The organism is Pseudomonas sp. CFBP 8772, assembly GCF_014841665.1.
Classification (GTDB): Bacteria; Pseudomonadota; Gammaproteobacteria; order Pseudomonadales; family Pseudomonadaceae; genus Aquipseudomonas; species Aquipseudomonas graminis_B.
In genome coordinates this window covers 557,073-578,580 of record NZ_JACYUI010000002.1, presented here as the reverse complement: position 1 = coordinate 578,580, position 21,508 = coordinate 557,073, and the positions used below count along the sequence as shown (strand labels likewise).

Annotated in this window: 16 protein-coding genes; 9 read left to right on the top strand and 7 right to left on the bottom strand. The window is 60.8% G+C overall.

Annotated elements, in window-relative coordinates; translation table 11 throughout:
• Nucleotides 1-9: 9 nt before the first annotated feature.
• The 4 genes from mdoH to pip form a co-directional block, all read right to left on the bottom strand.
• Nucleotides 10-2,607, bottom strand: a complete 2,598-nt coding sequence (mdoH, locus tag IFT99_RS06340) for a glucans biosynthesis glucosyltransferase MdoH (protein ID WP_192130886.1) — start codon at nt 2,605-2,607, stop codon at nt 10-12.
• Complete coding sequence (locus IFT99_RS06335; protein ID WP_083233003.1) at nt 2,600-4,579, bottom strand: glucan biosynthesis protein; 1,980 nt, start codon at nt 4,577-4,579, stop codon at nt 2,600-2,602. Before IFT99_RS06335 ends, mdoH begins: the two co-directional genes overlap by 8 nt.
• Nucleotides 4,580-4,837: 258 nt before the next feature.
• Nucleotides 4,838-5,275: a D-aminoacyl-tRNA deacylase gene (gene dtd, locus IFT99_RS06330; protein WP_065986671.1), complete on the bottom strand. Its 438-nt coding sequence runs from the start codon at nt 5,273-5,275 to the stop codon at nt 4,838-4,840.
• Nucleotides 5,276-6,247 (bottom strand): prolyl aminopeptidase, encoded by a 972-nt coding sequence (gene pip, locus IFT99_RS06325; protein ID WP_065986673.1) that lies wholly within the window; start codon nt 6,245-6,247, stop codon nt 5,276-5,278. It abuts the gene before it with no gap.
• 380 nt (nt 6,248-6,627) lie between these two features.
• Between pip and IFT99_RS06320 the strand changes: the two genes are divergently transcribed.
• The 4 genes from IFT99_RS06320 (at nt 6,628) to IFT99_RS06305 (ending at nt 15,261) form a co-directional block, all read left to right on the top strand.
• Nucleotides 6,628-9,111 carry a glycogen/starch/alpha-glucan phosphorylase gene (locus tag IFT99_RS06320; RefSeq protein ID WP_192130884.1) on the top strand — a complete coding sequence of 828 codons (2,484 nt, stop codon included), beginning with the start codon at nt 6,628-6,630 and terminating at the stop codon, nt 9,109-9,111.
• Nucleotides 9,112-9,615: 504 nt separating this feature from the next.
• Nucleotides 9,616-12,498, top strand: a complete 2,883-nt coding sequence (locus IFT99_RS06315) for a DUF2339 domain-containing protein (protein WP_192130882.1) — start codon at nt 9,616-9,618, stop codon at nt 12,496-12,498.
• A 50-nt stretch (nt 12,499-12,548) separates the two neighbouring features.
• Nucleotides 12,549-13,895: a DUF3999 domain-containing protein gene (locus IFT99_RS06310; protein WP_244656918.1), complete on the top strand. Its 1,347-nt coding sequence runs from the start codon at nt 12,549-12,551 to the stop codon at nt 13,893-13,895.
• 355 nt (nt 13,896-14,250) lie between these two features.
• Nucleotides 14,251-15,261: a class 1 fructose-bisphosphatase gene (locus IFT99_RS06305; RefSeq protein WP_065986681.1), complete on the top strand. Its 1,011-nt coding sequence runs from the start codon at nt 14,251-14,253 to the stop codon at nt 15,259-15,261.
• Between the two features lie 113 nt (nt 15,262-15,374).
• Here the strand turns inward: IFT99_RS06305 and IFT99_RS06300 are convergent, their stop codons facing one another.
• The gene (locus IFT99_RS06300; RefSeq protein ID WP_122533959.1) at nt 15,375-15,707 is read right to left on the bottom strand and encodes a type II toxin-antitoxin system RelE/ParE family toxin; all 333 of its coding nucleotides are present in this window, start codon (nt 15,705-15,707) and stop codon (nt 15,375-15,377) included.
• The gene (locus tag IFT99_RS06295; protein WP_065986686.1) at nt 15,704-15,976 is read right to left on the bottom strand and encodes a type II toxin-antitoxin system Phd/YefM family antitoxin; all 273 of its coding nucleotides are present in this window, start codon (nt 15,974-15,976) and stop codon (nt 15,704-15,706) included. Before IFT99_RS06295 ends, IFT99_RS06300 begins: the two co-directional genes overlap by 4 nt.
• A gap of 220 nt (nt 15,977-16,196) precedes the next feature.
• Between IFT99_RS06295 and bamE the strand changes: the two genes are divergently transcribed.
• Nucleotides 16,197-16,451 (top strand): outer membrane protein assembly factor BamE domain-containing protein, encoded by a 255-nt coding sequence (gene bamE, locus IFT99_RS06290; protein WP_192130878.1) that lies wholly within the window; start codon nt 16,197-16,199, stop codon nt 16,449-16,451.
• Nucleotides 16,448-17,035, top strand: a complete 588-nt coding sequence (locus tag IFT99_RS06285) for a lipocalin family protein (RefSeq protein WP_065986689.1) — start codon at nt 16,448-16,450, stop codon at nt 17,033-17,035. The genes bamE and IFT99_RS06285 overlap by 4 nt, the downstream gene beginning before the upstream one ends.
• A gap of 1 nt (nt 17,036) precedes the next feature.
• Here the strand turns inward: IFT99_RS06285 and IFT99_RS06280 are convergent, their stop codons facing one another.
• Nucleotides 17,037-18,401: a formimidoylglutamate deiminase gene (locus tag IFT99_RS06280; protein WP_192130876.1), complete on the bottom strand. Its 1,365-nt coding sequence runs from the start codon at nt 18,399-18,401 to the stop codon at nt 17,037-17,039.
• A 190-nt stretch (nt 18,402-18,591) separates the two neighbouring features.
• On the opposite strand from IFT99_RS06280, the gene hutC reads away from it, so the two are divergent.
• The 3 genes from hutC to nhaA are packed head-to-tail and all read left to right on the top strand — an operon-like array spanning nt 18,592 to nt 21,124.
• A complete protein-coding gene (gene hutC / locus IFT99_RS06275; RefSeq protein WP_167355769.1) occupies nt 18,592-19,302 on the top strand; it encodes a histidine utilization repressor in 711 nt (236 codons plus the stop codon).
• Entirely contained in the window at nt 19,299-19,892 is a 594-nt protein-coding gene (locus tag IFT99_RS06270) for a HutD/Ves family protein (RefSeq protein WP_192130874.1), read from the top strand. The genes hutC and IFT99_RS06270 overlap by 4 nt, the downstream gene beginning before the upstream one ends.
• Before the next feature lie 59 nt (nt 19,893-19,951).
• A complete protein-coding gene (nhaA, locus tag IFT99_RS06265; protein ID WP_410928353.1) occupies nt 19,952-21,124 on the top strand; it encodes a Na+/H+ antiporter NhaA in 1,173 nt (390 codons plus the stop codon).
• Nucleotides 21,125-21,508 lie beyond the last annotated feature (384 nt).

Genomic DNA, 21,508 nt, shown 5'->3' with positions numbered 1-21,508 from the left:
GCGTATGAATCAGGCGTTGACGAGGGTCGCGTCATTCACATGGGTCGCTGGCTGCAAAGGCAGCAGCGGCGCATGGGGATCGGCTTCCACCGACGCGCGCCAGGCATTGAGCCAAGCGGAATTGCCTTCGCTCCAGACCATTTCGTGCAACCGAGCCAGCGCAACCGGATCACTGAGCAATTGCAGGCGTTCGTGGTTGTTCAGCAGCTCAGGGCCACCCTTGATCGCGTGACGCACACGCTCGACACGCATCCACTCGATCGGCTCGGCCTCGCGATGGCGAGAAGTCGCCAGCGCGCAGGCCAAGGCGTTCTGCTGTGGATCGACCACGGCGCGAACAAAGCCGTCGTTCAGCGCATGCCAACGGTTCTCGTGGGTGTACTTGTCAGTGGACACCAGCTCTTGCGGCGGCGTGTGCTCTTCCGGGATCAGGAACAGCTTGGTGTCGCGCGCTTTCAGGCCCAGATTCGTGCGGCTGGAAATCACCGACACCGGGATCGACAGCATCAACGAACCCACGATCGGCACCAGCCACCACAGGAAGCTCGGGTTCAGCCAGGCCACCAGCAGCGCCCAGCAGAAGCCCAGCAGCGTCTGCGGCCCGTGACGTTTGACCGCTTCGCTCCACGGCGTCGAGTCATCATCACGCTGCGGCGAGTTCCACGTCGCAGCCCAGCCCAGGAACGCGGCCAGTACGAAGCGGGTGTGGAAGATCATGCGCACCGGCGCCAGCAGCATGGAAAACAGCATTTCCAGCAGCATCGACAGGGTGACCTTGATGCGGCCACCAAAACCGGTTGCGCCCTTGGCCCAGATCAGGATCACGCTGAGCAGTTTCGGCAGGAACAACAGCACGACGGTCGTGGAGAACAACGCAACGGCTTTTTCCGGGTGCCACTGTGGCCACAACGGATACAGCTGGCGCGGTTCCATGAAGTACGTCGGTTCCATCAGCGTGTTCACCGCCAGCAGCGCGGTCGACAGCACCAGGAAGAAGAACCATAACGGAGCCGACAGATAGGACATCACGCCGGTCAGGAACACCGCACGGTGCACCGGGTGCATGCCTTTCACCAGGAACAGGCGGAAGTTCATCAGGTTACCGTGGCACCAGCGACGGTCACGCTTGAGCTCATCCAGCAGGTTCGGCGGCAGCTCTTCGTAACTGCCCGGCAAATCGTAGGCAATCCACACACCCCAGCCGGCACGGCGCATGAGCGCAGCTTCAACGAAGTCGTGGGACAGAATTGCACCGGCAAACGCGCCCTTACCGGGCAGCGGCGCTAGGGCGCAGTGCTCGATGAACGGCTTCATGCGGATGATCGCGTTGTGACCCCAGTAGTGGGATTCACCCAACTGCCAGAAGTGCAGGCCGGCGGTGAACAACGGGCCGTACACCCGGGTCGCGAACTGCTGCATGCGTGCATACAGCGTGTCCATGCCCGAGGCACGCGGCGCGGTCTGGATGATACCGGCGTCCGGCGTCGCTTCCATCAAACGCACGAGGCTGGTAAGGCATTCGCCGCTCATCACCGAGTCAGCGTCAAGCACGACCATGTAGCGGTATTCACCGCCCCAGCGACGGCAGAAGTCATCGAGGTTACCGCTCTTGCGCTTAACGCGACGGCGGCGACGACGATAGAAGATCTTGCCGAAACCACCGGTTTCACGGCACACGTCGAGCCAGGCTTGTTGCTCGGCCACACAGATGTCGGTTTCGTTGGAGTCGCTGAGAATGAAGAAGTCAAAGCGGTCCAGATCGCCTGTGGCTTTGACCGATTCGAACGTCGCCCGCAGACCGGCGAATACGCGAGGCACGTCTTCGTTGCAGATCGGCATCACAAGCGCAGTGCGCGCGCCCGCTTCGATCGGCTCATTGCCCGCGCTGGCACCGGAAATACGGTACTTGTCGTGGCCAGTGAGCAGTTCGAGGAAGCCCATCAGCGCGGTCCAGAAACCGGCCGACACCCAGCAGAACAGAATCCCGAACAACAGAAGGATGCTGGTCTGCAGCGCATACGGCATGACCTGAACAGCGGTCTGCCACAGGGTTTGATGACTGATTTCGTCGAATGAAACCAGTGACCAGCCCTGATACGGCAGGATGCCCTTCATGTAGAAGCCGGCGACGATGGTCTGGCCCAGCATGAGGATCAACAGAATGTAGCGACGGATTGAACCGACGGTACGCCAGCGCGCCTTCGGCAGATCGCGTGGCAGATCGTCCTTGGGCGGAGGAGGATTGCTCTTGCCGGTCAGTCGACGCCAGCCGCGGTGCAGGATGTTGGTCCGCCACGGCTCCGGCACGACTTTGGTCCGACGAATCGGCGGCGTGGCTTTCAGGACAACGCGGCCACTGGCGTCGACACTCAGCATCTCGGCTTCGTGCAGCTCATCAGCGGTCGTCAGGGTCAGGCGACGACCCACCGAGGCCTGGGAGGCCTCGGCAGGATCAGCGACGGTTTGCGCCGAAAGGCGTTCGTGCAGCTCAGCGAACGAGGTGCAGCTGGCAAGTTCTGCCCGCTGCGCGTCGGTCATCGGCAGATGCGCCAGGTACTCGCTGAGAGACTCATTCAAAGGCTCTGGCACCGCGTGTGAATTACTCATCGGCTGGCAACTGGTAGCTCCAGGTTTCGGTCAGGATTTGTTGAATCATGGCCGGCCCCTGTTGGGTGGATGCAGCCTCTACCGCTGGCTGCGGGGTCTCTTTCATGCCTTTGTTGGCCTTGGCAGCGTCGCCCAGTGCGGCTTCAGGCTTGGACGCCTCATCCGACTTGGCTTCGGCTACCTTGGTAGCTTCGGCCGACTTGGCGGCATCTTTGCTGTCGGCTTTAGGGCCTTTAGCGTCCTTCATGTCTTTCGCGTCTTTCGCATCGCCGGCCTTCAAGGCATCGGTCTTAACGAGTTCAGCTTTCTCGTCCTTCGGTGCAGCAACCACTGGCGCCGCAGCAACAGCAGCCTTGGCATCAGCCTTGGCGGCCGGCTTCTTGTCCGACTTATCGGCAGTGATGACCGCTGGCTCCTTGCCCGGCTCGGCAGGGGTTTCGCGCAGCAGGTAAGCACGCATCTCAACCGCCTTGCCCGGATCCTTGACCTTCAGGCGAAGCGTCAGACGCCAGCCTTTGGTCACCGGGTTGTAGCGCAGGTTGTTCTCGACCAGATCGGTGTTGTCATCGGTGATGACCTGACTGCGGATCGACGGATCTTCGCCCAGCTTGGCGAGGGTCGGGCCAACGAAATCCACCAGATAAGCAACGCTGCCGTCCGGTTGACGAATCAGGTTCGACTGCTTCACGTCACCCGTCGAGCGCAGGGTCTGCTTGACCCAGCCCAGATCTGGCGAGTGAATGGCATCCTCATCCATGGTCCAGTGCAGACGGTAGTTGAAGTCAATCGACTGACCCGGCTCTGGCTGGGTTTCCGGCTTCCAGAACGCAACGATGTTGTCGTTGGTTTCGTCAGCAGTAGGGATCTCGACCAGGTCAACGGTGCCCTTGCCCCAATCGCCCTTCGGCTCGATCCAGGCGCTTGGACGTTTGTCGTAGCGGTCATCCAGATCCTCGTAATGGCTGAAGTTGCGGCCACGTTGCAGCAGACCGAAGCCGCGCGGGTTCTCTACGGAGAAGCTGCTGACCGAGAGGTGTTTAGGGTTGTTCAGCGGGCGCCAGATCCACTCGCCATTGGCTGCCTGGATCGACAGACCGCTGGAGTCGTGCAGCTCGCGACGGTAATTCAGGACTTTCGACGGCTGATTGGCGCCGAACAGGTACATGCTGGTCAGCGGCGCAACGCCCAATTTGCCGACCTTGTCACGCAAGTACATGCGCGACTGGACATCAACCAGTGTGTTGGTGCCCGGACGCAGGGTCAGCTTGTAAGCGCCGGTGGCGCGAGGGGAGTCGAGCAAGGCGAAGATGACCAGATGGTTGTCATCCGGGCTTGGCTTCTCGATCCAGAATTCGGTGAAGCGAGGGAATTCCTCACCTGATGGCATGGCCGTGTCGATCGCCATCCCGCGCGCAGACAAGCCGTAAACCTGACCTTTACCGATGACGCGGAAGTAGCTCGCGCCCAGCATGGTCATGATTTCGTCTTGCTTGTCGTCTTTGTTGATCGGGTAGGTGACGCGGAAACCGGCGTAGCCCAGGTTCTCGGTCGACTTGGGATCGAACTTCACGTCACCGAAATCGAAACGAGTCGGGTCGTACTTGATCTCGTTGACGGAGTTGGCGGTGACTTCGTTGATTTTGACCGGGGTGTCGAAGTGCATGCCCTGGTGGTAGAACGACACCTTGAACGGGGTCTTGTCATTCGCCCATTCGGCTTTGTCTTGCAGGAAGCGGATCTTTTGATAGTCCGCGAACTTCATGTCGCGGAATTCGGCCGGAAGATTGCTCTTCGGCGCGGTGAATTTCTGTCCGGCCAGATCTTTGGCCTTTGTCGCCACGTCGTCTAGATCGAACGCCCAGAGCTGACTGGCGCCGAACAGACAAAACAAAGCCGACCCTGCCAGCAGCGCGCTGCGCAAGCGCCCGCCCGGGTTCTTTGGTGCATTACATGGACTAACAATCACGAGCAACCCTCGCCGAAAACAGATGAAGAAACCAACGGCCAGCTATCAAATGCCGGGTTGGCGAGCACTGTTCCGACTCCAAAAGGGGCCAATGATTCCCCAAGCGGTGCCGGACCAGTCTGCGTTTTACCGATTTAACGGGCTTTGGCCCGTCCTTGTAGCGCGCGATTATCCAGTAGCTCGCGTTACAACGCATCAGGGGACGCAAACTATTTATTGCGTTTGAAGCCAGTAAATCCGGGGCCATCAAAAAGACCGGGGTGCTCAGGTTTCAAGCAAAAATGTCACAGGGCCATCATTGATCAGGTGCACCTGCATATCTGCACCAAACTGGCCCGTTTCCACCGTCTCGTGGGAGCTTTTGGCCTTCGTCACCAAATAGCCAAACAGCTCGGCGCCGAGGGCCGGGGGTGCAGCTTTTGAAAAGCTCGGCCGCATCCCGCTCTTGGTATCTGCCGCCAGTGTGAACTGAGAGACCAGCAGTAAGCCGCCATTAACGTCGATTAACGAAAGATTCATCTTCCCGTCGGCGTCACTGAATACCCGATAGTTAAGCAGCTTGTGCAACATCTTGTCGGCGCTGGCCGGCGTGTCTTGAGGCTCGATGCCAATCAGGACCATTAAACCTTGATCAATCGCACCAATGGTCTGGCCGGCAACGTCGACGCGCGCCTGGGAAACGCGCTGAAGCAAGGCCTTCATTTATGCCTCTTCCGGCGGCAGATCCAGCAAACGGCGCGCCACTTCTGACGCCGCCCGCACCAGCGCATCGGTGATGCCCGGCTCGGACGCCGAGTGACCGGCTTCGCGGATGACCTGCAGTTCACTGTTCGGCCACGCCTGGTGCAGCTCCCAGGCGTTGTCCAGCGTGCAGATCATGTCGTAGCGGCCATGGACGATGATGCCCGGCAGATGGGCGATTTTCGGCATGTCGCGAATCAGCTGGTTTTCTTCGAGGAACGCACCATTGGTGAAGTAATGGCATTCGATGCGCGCAATGGACAAGGCGCGATGGGGTTCGGTGAAGCGGTCGACCACCTGCGGGTTCGGACGCAATGTAGCGGTGCGCCCTTCCCATGTGGACCACGCCTTGGCGGCGTGCATCTGGGCGATCTGATCATTGCCGGTGAGGCGTTTGTGGAATGCGGCGAGCACGTCGTGGCGCTCGTCCGGCGGGATCGGCGCCATGTAGTCCTGCCAGTAATCCGGGAACAGCCGGCTCGCGCCTTCCTGGTAGAACCACTTGATGTCCTGGGGCCGGCTCAAAAAGATGCCGCGCAAAATCAAAGCATGGACCCGATCCGGGTGCTTCTGCGCGTAGGCCAGGGAGAGCGTCGAACCCCACGAGCCACCGAACACCACCCATTTGTCGATGCCCAGGTGGGTGCGGATGCGTTCGAGGTCATCGACCAGGTGCCAGGTGGTGTTGTTTTCCAGGCTGGCATGTGGCGTTGAACGACCGCAGCCGCGCTGATCGAAGGTGATGATGCGATAGAGATTAGGATCGAAATAACGGCGGCTCTGTGCATCGCATCCCGAACCCGGCCCCCCGTGAATGAATATGACGGGCAGGCCGTCCGGCGAGCCGCTTTCATCGACATACAGTACATGCGGCTCTTCCACCGCCAGATCGTGCCGGGCGTAAGGTTTGATCTGCGGGTACAAAGTCTGCATAGGTGCTCCAAAAGTCCAGTTCAGGGGCTGCGGTCTATCTGCCGTTGGGCATCATAAACCTGAATCGGCGAATGAACATGCCCGCCTCATTCCGGCCAACTGTTATCCCCTGTTTCACAGGCACATGCCCGCTGACAGCAAAACATGAGCAAGATCAACGCCAGAGTGGAACGATCAATGCAAGGCGTCTCCAGATACGGGGGAATGCGCCAGAGAATTGCCTTCGATGTGCAATGACGGCGAACCGGGGTAGCTTGTTCGAGTCGAACCGAGGGTTGTGCAACCGCGTATTTTCCGTCCGACCGGGAGGAAATAACCAGTGACACGCCCTACAGTCAACCCACCCATTTAATCGTCAAACCAACTTGAGGTCGTACCCGATGTCTCCGGAACCCAACGTTCGTGACGCTGAAGTGGCAGCCTTCCGAGAAGCTGTGCTGAACAAACTCGAGTATGCCGTCGGTAAAGACCCCGACCATGCCTTCGACCATGACTGGTTCATGGCCATCGCGCTGGCGACTCGCGACAAAATGGCCGAGCGCTGGATGAACCACACGCGCTACGTCTATCGGCAGGAAAAAAAGCGTGTCTATTACCTTTCCCTCGAGTTCCTGATCGGCCGTCTGATGTTCGACAGCCTGAGTAACCTGGGCATCCTCGAAACCGCGCGCGAAGCGTTGAAAGGCCTGAACGTCGACCTGGAGCAGATTCGCTCGCTGGAGCCTGACGCTGCACTGGGCAACGGCGGCCTCGGTCGTCTGGCCGCCTGCTTCATGGAAAGCATGTCGACCCTCGGCATTGCGGGCCATGGCTACGGCATTCGTTACGAGCACGGCCTCTTCCGTCAGGCCATCGTCGATGGCTGGCAGCAGGAGCAGACCGAGAATTGGCTGGACTTTGGTAACCCGTGGGAATTCGAACGTCCTGAAGTGATTTACCAGATCGGCTTTGGCGGCAGCGTGCAGCCTCTGCTTGATGCAGCCGGCGCACCTGTGCTGGACGCCTCGGGCGAAACCCGTCAGGTCTGGACCGCAGGCGAAACCGTTCGCGCGATTGCTTACGACACGCCCGTCGTGGGCTGGCGCGGCAAAGCGGTGAACACGCTGCGCCTGTGGCGCGCGCGCGCCGTGGAAGACCTGCATCTGGAACGCTTCAACGCCGGCGACCACGTCGGTGCGGTGGCGGAAGTGGTGCGGGCCGAAAGTATTTCCCGCGTGCTGTATCCAAACGACAGCACCGAGGCCGGCCAGGAACTGCGCCTGCGTCAGGAATTCTTCTTCGTCTCGGCGTCGTTGCAGGATTTGCTGCGCCGCCACAAGAACATGGGCTACAGCATCGGCAGCCTGCCGGAACACGTTGCCATCCAGATGAACGACACCCACCCGTCGATCGCCGTGGCGGAGCTGATGCGCGTCCTGATCGACCTGCACGACGTGGAATGGGATGAGGCCTGGCGCATCACCGTCGGCACCCTGGCGTACACCAACCACACGCTGCTGCCTGAAGCGCTGGAAACCTGGTCGGTCGGCCTGATGGAACGCATGCTGCCGCGCCACATGCAGATCATTTACATGATCAACGCCCAGCACATCGACAAGGTCCGCTTGGACTTCAAAGACGATCCTGGCCTGTTCGACCTGTTGCGCGCCGTCTCGCTGATCGAAGAAGACAACGGCCGTCGCGTGCGCATGGGTAACCTGGCGTTCCTTGGCTCACACAGTGTGAACGGTGTGTCGGCGCTGCACACGCAGCTGATGCGCAAGACCGTTTTCGCTCATCTGCACAAGCTGCACCCGGACCGCATCAACAACAAAACCAACGGCATCACCTTCCGCCGCTGGCTGTTCCAGTCCAACCCGCAACTCACTTCCATGCTGGTCAAGGAGCTCGGCGAGCAGGTACTCGACAACCACGAGACCGCGCTGCTGAAACTGGAGCCGCTGGCTGAAGACCCACGATTCCAGCAGGAATTTGCCGCTCAACGCCTGCAAAGCAAACAGGCTCTGGCCACGATCATTCAGGACCGCCTGGGCATCGTGATTAACCCTGAGGCGATGTTTGACGTACAGGTCAAGCGCATCCACGAGTACAAGCGTCAGTTGCTTAACCTGTTCCACACCGTGGCGCTGTATCAGGCCATGCGTGCCGACCCGAGCACCGATTGGGTGCCGCGCGTGAAGATCTTCGGCGGCAAGGCGGCGGCCAGTTATCACTCGGCCAAGCTGATCATCAAGCTGACCAACGACATCGCGCGCACGGTCAACAATGACCCGACGTTGCGGGGCCGTTTGAAAGTGGTGTTCATGCCCAACTACAACGTCAGCCTGGCGGAAAGCATCATTCCGGCGGCGGATTTGTCGGAGCAGATTTCCACGGCGGGCCTGGAAGCGTCCGGCACCAGCAACATGAAGTTCGGCCTCAACGGCGCACTGACCATCGGTACCCTCGACGGCGCCAACGTGGAGATGAGCGAGCAGGTCGGTCTGGAGCACATGTTCATCTTCGGCATGACCTCGCAGGAAGTCGAAGCACGCAAGCATGCCGGTGAGTTCAACGCGCATCAGGACATCGCAGCGTCCGGGCGCTTGAATGACGTGCTGCAAGCGATCCGGGGCGGGGTGTTCTCGCCGGATGATCCGTATCGCTACGCCGGGCTGATCGATCAGTTGATCAACTACGACCGCTTCTTCGTGTGCGCTGACTTCGAGTCGTACTGGCACGCCCAGGCCAAGGTCGAAGCGCGCTGGCACGATTCGAAAGAATGGTGGCGTTCGGCGGTGCTCAACACTGCGCGCATGGGCTGGTTCTCTTCGGACCGGACCATCCGCGAGTACGCGACCGAAATCTGGAACGCGCTGGATTAAGGGCGTGTGAGGTGATTGTCTCAACCGAGACGATCACCTCGATGTGACCGCTCGCTCTCGCAGCAAGTACAAATCCTGTGGGAGCTTGCTCGCGAAGACTTACTTTCATCCACCAGAAATGCTTGGCCGGGGACAGATTAATTTACGGTGAAGCGTTGTAAATAAATCAGTCCCCTTCCACCCCGCTTCCACCCCGGCCACACCGCTCGGTTTCGAGGCAGATGCAAATCCTGTGGGAGCGAGCTTGCTCGCGAAGACTTACTTTCATTCACCAGAAACGCTTGGGCGGGGACAGATTAATTTACGGTGAAGCGTTGTAAATAAATCAGTCCCCTTCCACCAGTAAATAAATCAGCCCCCTTCCACCAATCCCCCTTCCTCCGCACTTCCACCGCAGTCCTTTTTTACTTGGCTCCCCTCCCCAACACAAAATGTTTCCCCTTTCCTGATGCCCGATATACTTTTCGCCATCGCTGTTGATCGGCTGAAAAGGGATGTCGTCGCGTGCAATGGATTCTTCTGCTGGCCGGTCTGGTGATCGGAGCGCTTCTTGATGGGTCGCTGTTGGGCGGCGCGGTCGGGGCGGTCATTGGCCTGGCGGCGGGCTTGAGCTTCCGGCTGAGTGCATTGACGCGGGAAACCGCCGTGCAGAAAGCCGAACTTGCCAAGACCCGGCAGGACCTCGACGCCGTACAACAACGCCTCAGCCAGCTGGATTCCGCCGCCGCCCAGTTGCCGGATGCACCCGTGTCCGCGCCGTTGAATGTTCAGCCCATCGCAAACGATGGCCCGGAGCTGCTGTGGGATCTACCGGACCTCGAGCCGGCCGCCTCGGACGTTGGCGATTCGGAATGGAGTCGCCCTGCACCGGCGCCATCACCCACAGCCCCGAGCTACGCGCCCGCTGCTGCATCCGCCTCCCTGCCCGCTTCAACCCAGCCCGCCCCTGCCGAGCAAAACCTGTTCGACAGCGCCTTCATGCGCGCAAAAAACTGGCTGCTCGGTGGCAACACCGTGCTGCGGGTCGGCGTCGTATTGCTGTTTCTCGGCCTGGCGTTCCTGCTGCGCTACGCCACCGAAGGCATGGTCGTCCCGATCGAAGCCCGTTATGCCGGTGTCGCGGGGGCAGCCTTGGCGCTGCTGGGGTTGGGTTGGGGGCTGCGTCATCGCAATGAATCCTTCGCGCTGATGCTGCAGGGGACGGGCGTTGCGGTGCTGTACCTGACCGTGTTCGCCGCCATGAAAGTCCACACCTTGCTGGCGCCGGGGATGGCATTCAGCCTGCTGGTGGCGGTCACCGTGTTTTCGGCCATTCTCGCCGCCACGCAAAACTCTCTGGCCCTCGCCTGCGTCGCCGCTCTGGGCGGATTTACCGCGCCGCTGCTGACATCCTCCGGCGACGGCAGTCACGTCGCGCTGTTCAGTTATTTCGCCCTGCTCAACGCCGGGATTTTCGCCATCGCGTGGTTCAAGGCCTGGCGCCCGCTGAACCTGATCGGCTTCATCGGCACGTTCGGCATCGGCTTCGCCTGGGGCATGGGCGCGTACACGCCCGAGCTGTTCTGGAGCACGGAACCCTTCCTGATCCTGTTCTTCCTGATGTACTTGGCCATCGGCCTGCTGTTCGCCCGGCGCACGCTGCAAGAACACGCCGCCGGGCCCGACGACGACAGCCGGGAAGCCATCCTGCGCGGGTCCTCGCGTCAGACCCACTACGTCGACGGCAGCCTGTTGTTCGGCACACCCATCGTCGGCTTCGGCCTGCAGTACGCGCTCGTTCAACACAGCGAATTCGGCGCTGCGTTGAGCGCACTGGCGCTGGGCTTGCTGTACATGGGCATCGCTCGGTTCCTGGCCGGGCGCGCACCGGGTCGGGCGTTGCTGCTGGTCGAAACGTGCCTGTCGCTGGGCGTTGTCTTCGGCACGCTGGCGATTCCCCTCGGCCTCAGCGCGCAATGGACGACGGTCGCCTGGGCGGTCGAAGGCGCGGCGGTGTTCTGGCTCGGCATGCGTCAGAACCGCTTGCTGGCACGGGGTTTCGGCCTGCTGCTGCAACTGGGCGCGGGGATCGCGTTTCTGGGCGTGGTCGGGCGCTGGTATGTGCCGACGTTCAATAAGGGGGATTTCTGGACCCCCTTGATCATCGCACTCGCTGGTCTGGTCAGCGCGTTCTCCGTGGAGCGCATCGGGACTTTGCGTCTGTCGCTAAGCAAGCGTGTATTGCAACCTGCGTTGCTGATGTGGGGAACGCTTTGGTGGTCCGTAGCGCTGTTCATCATGACTGACTACGTAGCAGGCCCGAACGTGTTCTCGACGTTGCTGGTGCTGGGCGCCGTTAGCGTTGGGCTGTGGACCATGGCAGCCCTGCGCCTGAACTGGACCGGAATCGCTCAACTGTCCACGCTGCTGACGCCGATGAGCGCTGTGTTGCTCGTGCTGATGAGCTTCAACGCCTATTACAACCCTGCCGCCGATTGGGGCTGGCTGGGCTGGCTCGCGGTGTTTGCGGTTCACCTGTGTTCCTTGAAGAAGCTCGACAAACTGCTGCTCCCGCGCCTGCGCAGTGGAGCCCATGTGCTCGGCTGCTGGCTGATCATCAGCGTTTTCTCGCTGCAACTTCGTTACGGACTGCTGGTGTTGTCGGAGGCGTACAACGCCTGGCGCTGGCTGGGCTGGGCGTTGCTGCCGAGCCTGTACTTGCTGGCGATGACGGCTTCCCGCACGTGGCTCTGGCCTGTCAGTGCGTATCCGCGTGAGTACCGCGTCTGGGCTGCGGCGCCGCTGGCTGCATTGATGCTCGCCTGGTTCTGGCTGGCGAACGGGTTCAGCGAAGGCGCTGCCGCCCCCCTGCCCTATCTTCCATTGCTGAACCCGCTGGAACTGGGCCTGTTGATCACGCTGACCGGCATCGTCAGCTGGACCCGCCAGCAACTTCCGCAATTGGGCGTCAGCGAGGGGCGTGCTCAGAAAGCGGCGCTGGTCATTGCCGGCGCATCGCTGTTCGCACTGATCACCACCATGGTTTTGCGCACGGCCCATCACTGGGCCGGCGTGGCCTGGTACCCCGACGCGCTGTTTGAATCGATGCGTGTGCAGGCCGGGCTTTCCATCGTCTGGACGCTGACCGCGCTGGCGCTGATGATCGGCGGCCATCTGCGCGCGCGTCGGGACCTGTGGATTGCCGGCGCCGCACTGATCGGGGTCGTCGTGGCCAAACTGTTCTTCGTCGAGCTGAGCAATCGTGGTGGTCTGGAGCGGATCATTTCCTTTATCGGCGTTGGCGTTCTGTTGCTGGTGGTGGGATATTTCGCCCCCCTGCCGCCCCGGCATCCGGCTCGAAGCGAGGGTCTGACCGACGCCGACGCGGCGGACCGGGCATCGAAATGAAGCGCGTAAGGAGTGTTCAGTTGAGTCGTCAGTTCGTCATCAAGGCCGCCCTGCTTGCCCCGTTGCTGGGCTCGCTGCTGTGCGCGGCCCCGCTCAGCCAGGCGGAGGATCTGCCGGATGATTTCACCACCCACGCGCCGCTGACCGTCAGCGGCGAAGGGCCCTGGTATCGGCTGGAATTGCCCCTCGGCGTGCAGTTGAACGCGCGCCAGAGCACTCTCAACGATGTGCGCGTTTTCAACGCAGACGGCCAGGCCCAACCCTACGCAATCACCCAAAGCCCGCCCCAGCGTGCAGCCGACGCAAGCCCGGTCTCGGTGAAGTGGTTCCCGCTGTACAACAGTGATGCCGCGAAAGACGCCGAGCCGAAAATCCGCGTCGAGCGAACGCCCAACGGCACGCTGGTGGAGGTGCAGCCCCAGGGTGAGATCGAGGCGGGCGAAGAGATTCTGCGCGGCTGGTTGCTCGACACCAGCGCGATCAACGCGCCGCTGGATCAATTGATTCTGGACTGGAGCAGCGAGCGCGACGGCTTTCAGCGGTTCAGCATCGAGGCCAGCGACGACCTTCAGCACTGGCAGCGCTGGGGCGAGGGTCAGGTCGCGAGGCTGTCATTTGCTGAAGAGTTGGTTGAGCAGCGCGTCGTCAATCTGCCGGGGCGCAGCGCCCGCTATCTGCGTCTGCTGTGGAAATCGCCCCTGTCCGCGCCGACGCTGAACGCCGTGCAACTGATCAGCACGCAGCCCGGCGTGCTGCCGTTGAGCTGGTCGCCGGCCATCAATGGCCGCGTCGAAAAACCTGGCGTGTATGTGTGGCAACTGCCGGTGGCCCTGCCGCTGGAACGCATGCGGATCGACATCGCGCAACCCAACAGCCTCGCGCCTGCCACGCTCTATGGGCGTCGTGACAGCAACGCAGCGTGGGAGTTGATCGACAACGGCCTGCTTTATCGGCTCAGCCAGAACGGTCAGGACGTTGTGCAGGACGAAATGGAGCTGCCCGGCAATGTCGTGCAGCAGCTTAAACTTGAGGTCGATGACCGCGGCGGCGGCCTGGGCAATGACGCGCCGACGCTGAGCTTTGCCGTGCGCGCCACGCAACTGGTCTTCCTCGGTCGCGGCGCGCCGCCTTACAGCCTGGCCGTCGGCAACGCCACGGTGAAAAGCGCGGCGTTGCCACTGGCGACGCTGATTCCCGGTGTCAGCCCGGAGAAGCTGGCAGCACTGGGCAGCGCGTCCATGGCCGCCACACCTGTGGCGCCGGTTGCTCCGGCAGCGCCCGTGGAGGCCAGTGGTCCCGACATGAAGCGCATCGGTCTGTGGGCCGTGCTGATACTCGGGGTGATTTTTCTGGCATGGATGGCGCTTGGCACACTGCGCGGGTCGCGTAGAAAGTAACGCGCAAAACAACGCGCCAAATTATAAGTGTCGGGGTGATGACGCTGAATCGCCCCGGCATCGAAAAAATTGCAGACGATGCCCGCCAATTCGTCACCCTGATCGCGTTACGCTTAACGTACAACCGATGCGACTGGGTACGGCGATCCCTTGTGGGACCGGCTTCAGCCGGGAAGGCGTCGGTCGTCACGCTGCAGGATTTTTGGTGTTCACACTGGCCTCTTCCCGGCTAAAGCCGGTCCCACCAGGATGTAGCCCGTGAACTGAATCACTACCTACCCGGTCTGACAGGCAGTATTAAATTTCCGCTCACGCTAGACTGTGCGCGTTTTTATCCCCCATTTCGGAGCTCTCCATGTCCCGCGTTACCTTGAGTCGTTATCTGATCGAGCAGACCCGCACCAACAACACCCCTGCCGATCTGCGCTTTCTGATTGAAGTCGTGGCGCGCGCGTGCAAAGAGATCAGCCACGCGGTATCCAAAGGCGCCCTGGGCGGCGTGCTTGGCAGCATGGGCACTGAGAACGTGCAGGGTGAAGTGCAGAAGAAACTGGACGTGATGTCCAACGAGATTCTGCTCGAAGCCAACGAATGGGGTGGTCACCTGGCGGGCATGGCGTCCGAAGAAATGGACAACGCCTACCAGATCCCCGGCAAATACCCGAAAGGCGCCTACCTGCTGGTGTTCGACCCACTGGACGGCTCGTCCAACATCGACATCAACGCGCCGGTCGGCACGATCTTCTCGGTGCTGCGTTGCCCGAACGAGTACCTGAGCCAGAACGAAGCGCTGAACGAGAAGGCGTTTCTGCAGCCTGGCACTCAGCAAGTCGCCGCCGGTTACGCCATCTATGGCCCGCAGACCATGCTGGTGCTGACCCTGGGTGACGGCGTCAAAGGCTTCACCCTGGACCGTGAGATGGGCAGCTTTGTCCTCAGCCACGAAGACATCAAGATCCCGGAGTCCACTCAGGAATTCGCGGTCAACATGTCCAATCAGCGTCACTGGGAAGCCCCGGTCAAGCGCTACGTCGAAGAGCTGCTGGCGGGCGAAGACGGCCCGCTGAAAAAGAACTACAACATGCGTTGGGTCGCGGCGATGGTGGGCGACGTCCACCGCATCCTGACCCGTGGCGGTCTGTTCATGTACCCGCGCGATTCCCGCGAGCCGTCCAAGCCGGGCAAGCTGCGCCTGATGTACGAAGCCAACCCGATGTCGTTCCTGGTTGAACAAGCCGGCGGCGCGTCGACCGACGGCCATCAGCGCATCCTCGACATTCAGCCCGAAGGCCTGCACCAGCGTGTTGCTGTGTTCCTGGGTTCGAAAGAAGAAGTGGAACGCGCAACGGCGTATCACAAGGAATAAGGTTCTGAATGGCCGCCTTTTGCGGCCATCACCCTTGTTGGCGGATTTATGTCATTTCGCAATCTGAATTCCAGATCTCGCAACAGCCATGACCAAAGAACCGCGATAAAACGTTAATGACTGATGTGTAGCAGGCGCTTCGTCAGCTGCGAGACCATATCTCGGCGTACATCAATTATTGCGTGAATAAATACAAGCTCCTGCCTGATCTCATAAATAATGCGGTTTTTACCGGACACAACCTGGCGATATTCATTCAGGTTCAGCATCTCGATTTCTTCAGGGACGGCCCCTGCGTATGGGGCAACGGCCAGCAGCTGCATCGCTTTCTTTAGCTGCATCGAGGTATCTGACCATACTGAGTCAGAGAATCTGGCCAATACATAACTGCGGAGCTCTTTCAAATCCTGCTTTGCGGAGTTGAGAATGACGACCTTCAAACTCATTCCTTGCCAATCCTTTCTAGCTCATCAAAAACATCTTCAACGCTTTCATACTCGCCCTTCTCGATTTCCCTGCTTCCTAACGCCAATATTTTCAGCAGTGCGAAAGTTTCCATTTGCTCTTCGTAGGACTTGACGTCCATCACCACAAGCTTTGCCTCACCATTTTGGGTGATCAGCATAGGCTCCCTGCTTTCTGAGATGTTTTTTACGATTTCTGCAGTGTGACTTTTCAAATAACTGATCGGTTTGACTTGCGATGAAAATTTCATCTGTCCGACTCCCCTGCCAAAAAACTGATTTTAGTCTGAATTTGGTTCATACCGTGAGGCTGTTTGTCTGGTGGGGGGCACGCCCGATGGATAAATCTATGCCCCTCGGAACCAGTCCTCGCCTTTTCTCTTCTAAACTTGCGGCATCACGTCGGCGCTGTGCGGCTATCGCCGGGCGCTGCGTCGCTGCCTCCCCCATTGGATTCAGGAGTTTCATCTCATGTCTTTGCGCACTCTCGCGGTGTTGTCGTTCTGCGTATTGCTGGCGGCCTGCAGCAAAGTGACTCAGGAAAATTACTCGAAAATCTCGGCCGGCATGGCTAAGGCGCAGGTCGAGCAATTGCTCGGCAGTCCAACCGAGTGCTCCGGCGCGTTGGGGATGTCCAGTTGCACGTGGGGCGATGCGAAGACATTCATCAGCGTCCAGTACGCCGCCGACAAGGTCGTACTGTTCTCAGCGCAGGGGCTTGAATGAATATTCGTCAGGCACTGAAGCTCGGCGCCGTGGCGATAGCGGCAGTTTGGCTGGCTGGCTGTGCGGTCAAGCCTGAAAGCGAATCCATGGCGCCTAAGACGGTTGATCATGTCGATCTCAAGCGTTATCAAGGCACCTGGTACGAGGTGGCGCGGCTGCCGATGTTCTTCCAGCGCAACTGTGCGCAGTCCGAAGCGCACTACACGCTGAAGGCTGACGGGAACATTGCCGTCACCAACCGTTGCCGCACCCTCGAGGGCAAGTGGGAGCAGGCAACCGGGACCGCTTCACCGCAGATTCAGGGCAAGACCGACAAGCTGTGGGTCGTATTCGATAACTGGTTCTCGAACCTCTTCCCGGGCGTGGCGAAGGGCGATTACTGGGTGCTGTACGTGAGCCCCGACTACACAGTGGCGCTGGTGGGCAGCCCGAGCCGCAAGTTCCTGTGGCTGCTGTCGCGCACGCCTCACGTGCCGGATGGGGTGCGCAACGACCTGCTGATGAAAGCGCAGCAACAGGGTTACGACACGACCAAGCTGATCTGGCGGGTAGCGGATTCGAAAGTAGGCAAGGCTGCGGACTGACTCAGCCCAGCAACTCCCGCAACACCTGAGCGAACGCACGGCTGCTCTGCCCTTCATCGGCATGGTGGCCGTCGCGGATCACCCAGCGACCATTGACCATCACATCCCTGATCTGACGATCACTTCCGGCGAACAGCCAGCGATTGAGAATGGCATCACCCGAGGCGGTTGCCAGATACGGATCGTTGCCGTCGAGCACCAGCCAGTCCGCACGCTTGCCCACTTCCAACGCGCCCACCGGTTGCCCCATCGCCTGCGCACCGCCCACCAGCGCCGCGTCGTACAGCGTACGTCCGACCATCGGCTGATCCGGCCGGTACAGACGATTACGACGCTGATCGCGCAGACGTTGGCCGTATTCCAGCCAGCGCAACTCTTCGACCACGCTCAGCGACACATGGCTGTCGGAACCAATGCCCCAACGCCCGCCTTGTGCGATGTAATCCACCGCCGGGAATATCCCGTCGCCCAGATTTGCCTCGGTGGTCAGGCACAGCCCCGCGACCGCATGACTTTGCGCCATCAATGCCACTTCGTCCGGCTCGGCATGGGTCGCGTGAACCAGGCACCAGCGCCCATCGACCTCGACGTTTTCATACAGCCACTGCAGCGGCCGGCGACCGCTCCAGTTCAGGCAATCGTCGACTTCCTTTTGCTGCTCGGCAATATGGATGTGGATGGGGCAATGAGGGTCGCTGGCGGCCGTCACTTCGCTGATCTGCTGCGGCGTCACGGCGCGCAACGAGTGAAAGCACAGCCCCAGCGCCTGGGCGGGTTCCGCGGCGATGACGGGCTTCAGGCGGGACTGCAGATCCAGGTAACTGTCGTTGCTGTTGATGAACCGGCGCTGGCCCTCGTTCGGCGTCAGGCCGCCAAAACCAGAGTGGCTGTAGAGCACCGGCAGCAGGGTCATGCCGATGCCGACCGAACTCGCGGCCTGACTGACCTGCAGCGCCAGCTCGGCAGGGTCGGCGTAGGGCTTGCCGCTGGTGTCCTGATGGACGTAGTGAAACTCCGCGACCGAGGTAAAACCGCCCTTGAGCATCTCGATGTACAGCTGCCGCGCGATAACGCCGAGCTGCTGCGGGCTGATCTGCCCGACGAGGCGATACATCAGGTCGCGCCAGGTCCAGAAACTGTCATTGGGATTGCCGGCCACTTCTGCCAGACCGGCCATGGCGCGCTGAAAAGCGTGGGAGTGCAGGTTGGGCATGCCCGGCACGACCGGCCCGTTGAGCCACTCGGCGTCACCACGTTCGGCGTCGGTCTGCACCTGGCTCAGCAGGCCATCGGCACCGACCTCGAAACGTACGTTGCTGGCCCAGCCGGTGGGCAACAACGCGCGTTCGGCAAAGAAAACGGACATGACTCGGCACCCCTTGCGTGAAATTGTCTATACATATACAGACGTTTACATGGCCGGTAAACTGCGCCGCGCTTGTCGGCACACGTGTTAATGGTTAGCGTGGACGCTGTAACCTCTCTCGCCTGAATAACGCCATAACAAGGATTTCTCCGTGCCGACTCCGCCTGCCAATTTGCCGCTGGCTTCCCAGATGGGTGACAGTCCGGCGCCGCTGTACGCCAGGGTGAAGCACATGATCACCCAGCAGATTCAGAACGGCACCTGGCCGCCGCACCACCGCGTGCCGTCCGAGAGCGAACTGGTGACGCAACTGGGCTTCAGCCGCATGACGATCAATCGCGCCCTGCGCGAGATGACCGCCGAAGGGATGTTGGTGCGCATGCAAGGCGTCGGTACGTTCGTCGCCGAGCCCAAGACTCAATCCGCGCTGTTCGAAGTGCATAACATTGCCGATGAGATCGCCGCTCGCGGACATGTCCACACCTGCCAGGTCATCATTCTCACCGAAGAAGCCGCCGGTTCCGAACGCGCGCTGGCGCTCGACATGCGTGAAGGCCAGCGCGTGTTTCACTCGCTGATCGTGCATTTCGAAAACGATATTCCCGTGCAAATCGAAGACCGCTTCGTCAACGCCCTCGTCGCGCCGGACTACCTGCAGCAGGACTTCACCCAACAAACGCCCTACGCCTACCTTTCCCAAGTCGCGCCGCTGACCGAAGGCGAGCACGTGGTCGAGGCGATTCTCGCCGAGCCCGACGAGTGTAAATTGCTGCAGATCGAAAAGGGCGAACCGTGCCTGCTGGTGCGTCGGCGCACCTGGTCCGGCCGCCAGCCGGTGACTGCTGCCCGCCTGATTCATCCCGGCTCACGCCACCGCCTGGAAGGACGCTTCAGCAAATGACTCAACTGACTGTTCTGCGCGCTGCGGACTACCCGCGAATGCCTTGGAAAAACGGCGGCGGCAGCACCGAGGAAATCACCCGCGATGCCGGCGAAGGCCTGGAAGGTTTCGGCTGGCGGCTGTCGATTGCCGACATCGCCGAGTCGGGCGGCTTTTCGGTGTTCGCTGGCTATCAGCGCATCATCACCGTGCTGCAAGGTGCAGGCATGACGCTGACTATCGATGGGAAGGACAGCGAGCCACTGCTGCCGTCCGATCCGTTCGCGTTCAGCGGCGACAGCGCGGTGTCGTGCACGCTGCTCGACGGCCCGATCCGCGACTTCAACCTGATCTATTCGCCAGCCCGTTACCGCGCGCGCCTGCAGTGGATCGACGTGATGCAGCCCCAGCGGTTTTTCAGTTCGGCTGACGTGTTCGTGGTGTTCAGCACCGCCGAGCAGATGGCCGCCAATATCGGCGAGCACCCCCCGCAAATGCTCGAAAAACATGACTGCTTACAATTGGAGAACGCCCCGGGCGCGCTCGTGGAAGCGGTGCTCTACGCCCCGCGCCCCAGCCGCGTGTGCGTGATCGAGCTGTCGCGCGTCTGAGTCCAGCCGTCCCTGTGTTAGATTGCGTTTTTTTCGCCAGCACAAGGACGACCATGACGATGCTCAACGACAATAAAGAAAGCCCACGAGCCCTCGCCATTCTTGCCAGTTTCCTTGCATCGGAGTCGGCAGGCGGCCTTGTGCTGATGGGCGCCGCCCTCGCCGCGATCATCGTCGCCAACTCCCCCCTCGCCCCCTCGTATTTCGCCGCACTGCACAGTGTCTGGGGCGGGTTGTCGATCGAGCTGTGGATCAACGACGGGCTGATGGCGATCTTCTTTCTGATGGTCGGCCTGGAAATCAAACGCGAAGTATTGGCCGGCGGTCTCGCCAGTTGGGGTCAGCGTGCGCTGCCCGGTTTCGCGGCAGCGGGCGGCATGCTGGTGCCGGCGCTGATCTACATCGGCGTCAACATGGGCAACGCCGAAACCATGAGCGGCTGGGCGATCCCGGCAGCCACTGACATCGCCTTCGCCCTTGGCGTGCTGTCGTTGCTGGGCAAGCGGGTGCCGACCTCGCTGAAGGTGTTTCTGGCCGCGCTGGCGATTCTCGATGACCTGGGCGCCGTCACCATCATCGCGCTGTTCTACAGCACCGGCCTGAACATGCCGATGCTGGGCGCCTCCTTCGCGACGCTGGCCGTGTTGGTGATCATGAACCGCATGGGCGTGCAGCGATTGCTGCCATACCTGCTGCTCGGCCTGTTGTTGTGGTTCTTTGTGCTGCAGTCAGGCGTGCATGCAACGTTGGCGGGTGTAGCCCTGGCGCTGTGCATTCCGCTGGGCACGCGCAAGGAAGAAGCCCGCTCGCCGCTGCTGTTTCTTGAAGAGAAAATGCACTACTGGGTGGCGTTCGCGGTGGTGCCGATTTTTGGATTTGCCAATGCGGGCGTGTCCCTGTCGGGCATTACTCTCGGCAATCTGGTCGACCCGGTGCCGCTGGGTGTGGCGCTGGGGCTGTTTGTCGGCAAGCAGATCGGCGTGTTCCTCGCCGCGGTGCTGGCGATCCGGTCCGGGCTGGCGACGCTGCCGGAAGGCAGCAACTGGCCCCAGCTGTATGGCGTGGCCCTGCTCTGCGGCATCGGGTTCACCATGAGTCTGTTCATCGGCAACCTGGCCTTCCCGGGCGCAGCGCATCTGATCGATGAAGTGAAAGTGGGCGTGTTGCTGGGCTCGATCGCGTCGGCGCTGGCCGGGGTGTGGCTGTTGCGCAGCAAGCTGGCCCAGCACTGATTGAGTCCAGACACAACGGTATCGCGCTGCAGACACTGGCCCTGTGGGAGTGAGCTTGCTCACGAAGATGGCAGTACATCAGCAGGAGATTTTGCGGATGTATCAACCGCTTCGCGAGCAAGCTCGCTCCCACAGGTCAGTGGCTCCGTAAATAACTCTTCTGTTACCCCAGTCATGCACTGAGCTGGGGCGTTCGCACCGAAAAGTAACAATTCCCTTCTTTTCACCTTCCTTGAATCCGTAAGCCTTCGCACGGCTGAAACCTTGGCAAGCGCGCAGCAATGCGGGCCGAAGGGGTTTCTGCACCTGCAAAAGCAACGTTGGCCTCTTGGTTGCATATGCTTGTATGTACAAGTAAGCATGAGTCGATAAAAGCTGTTCCCA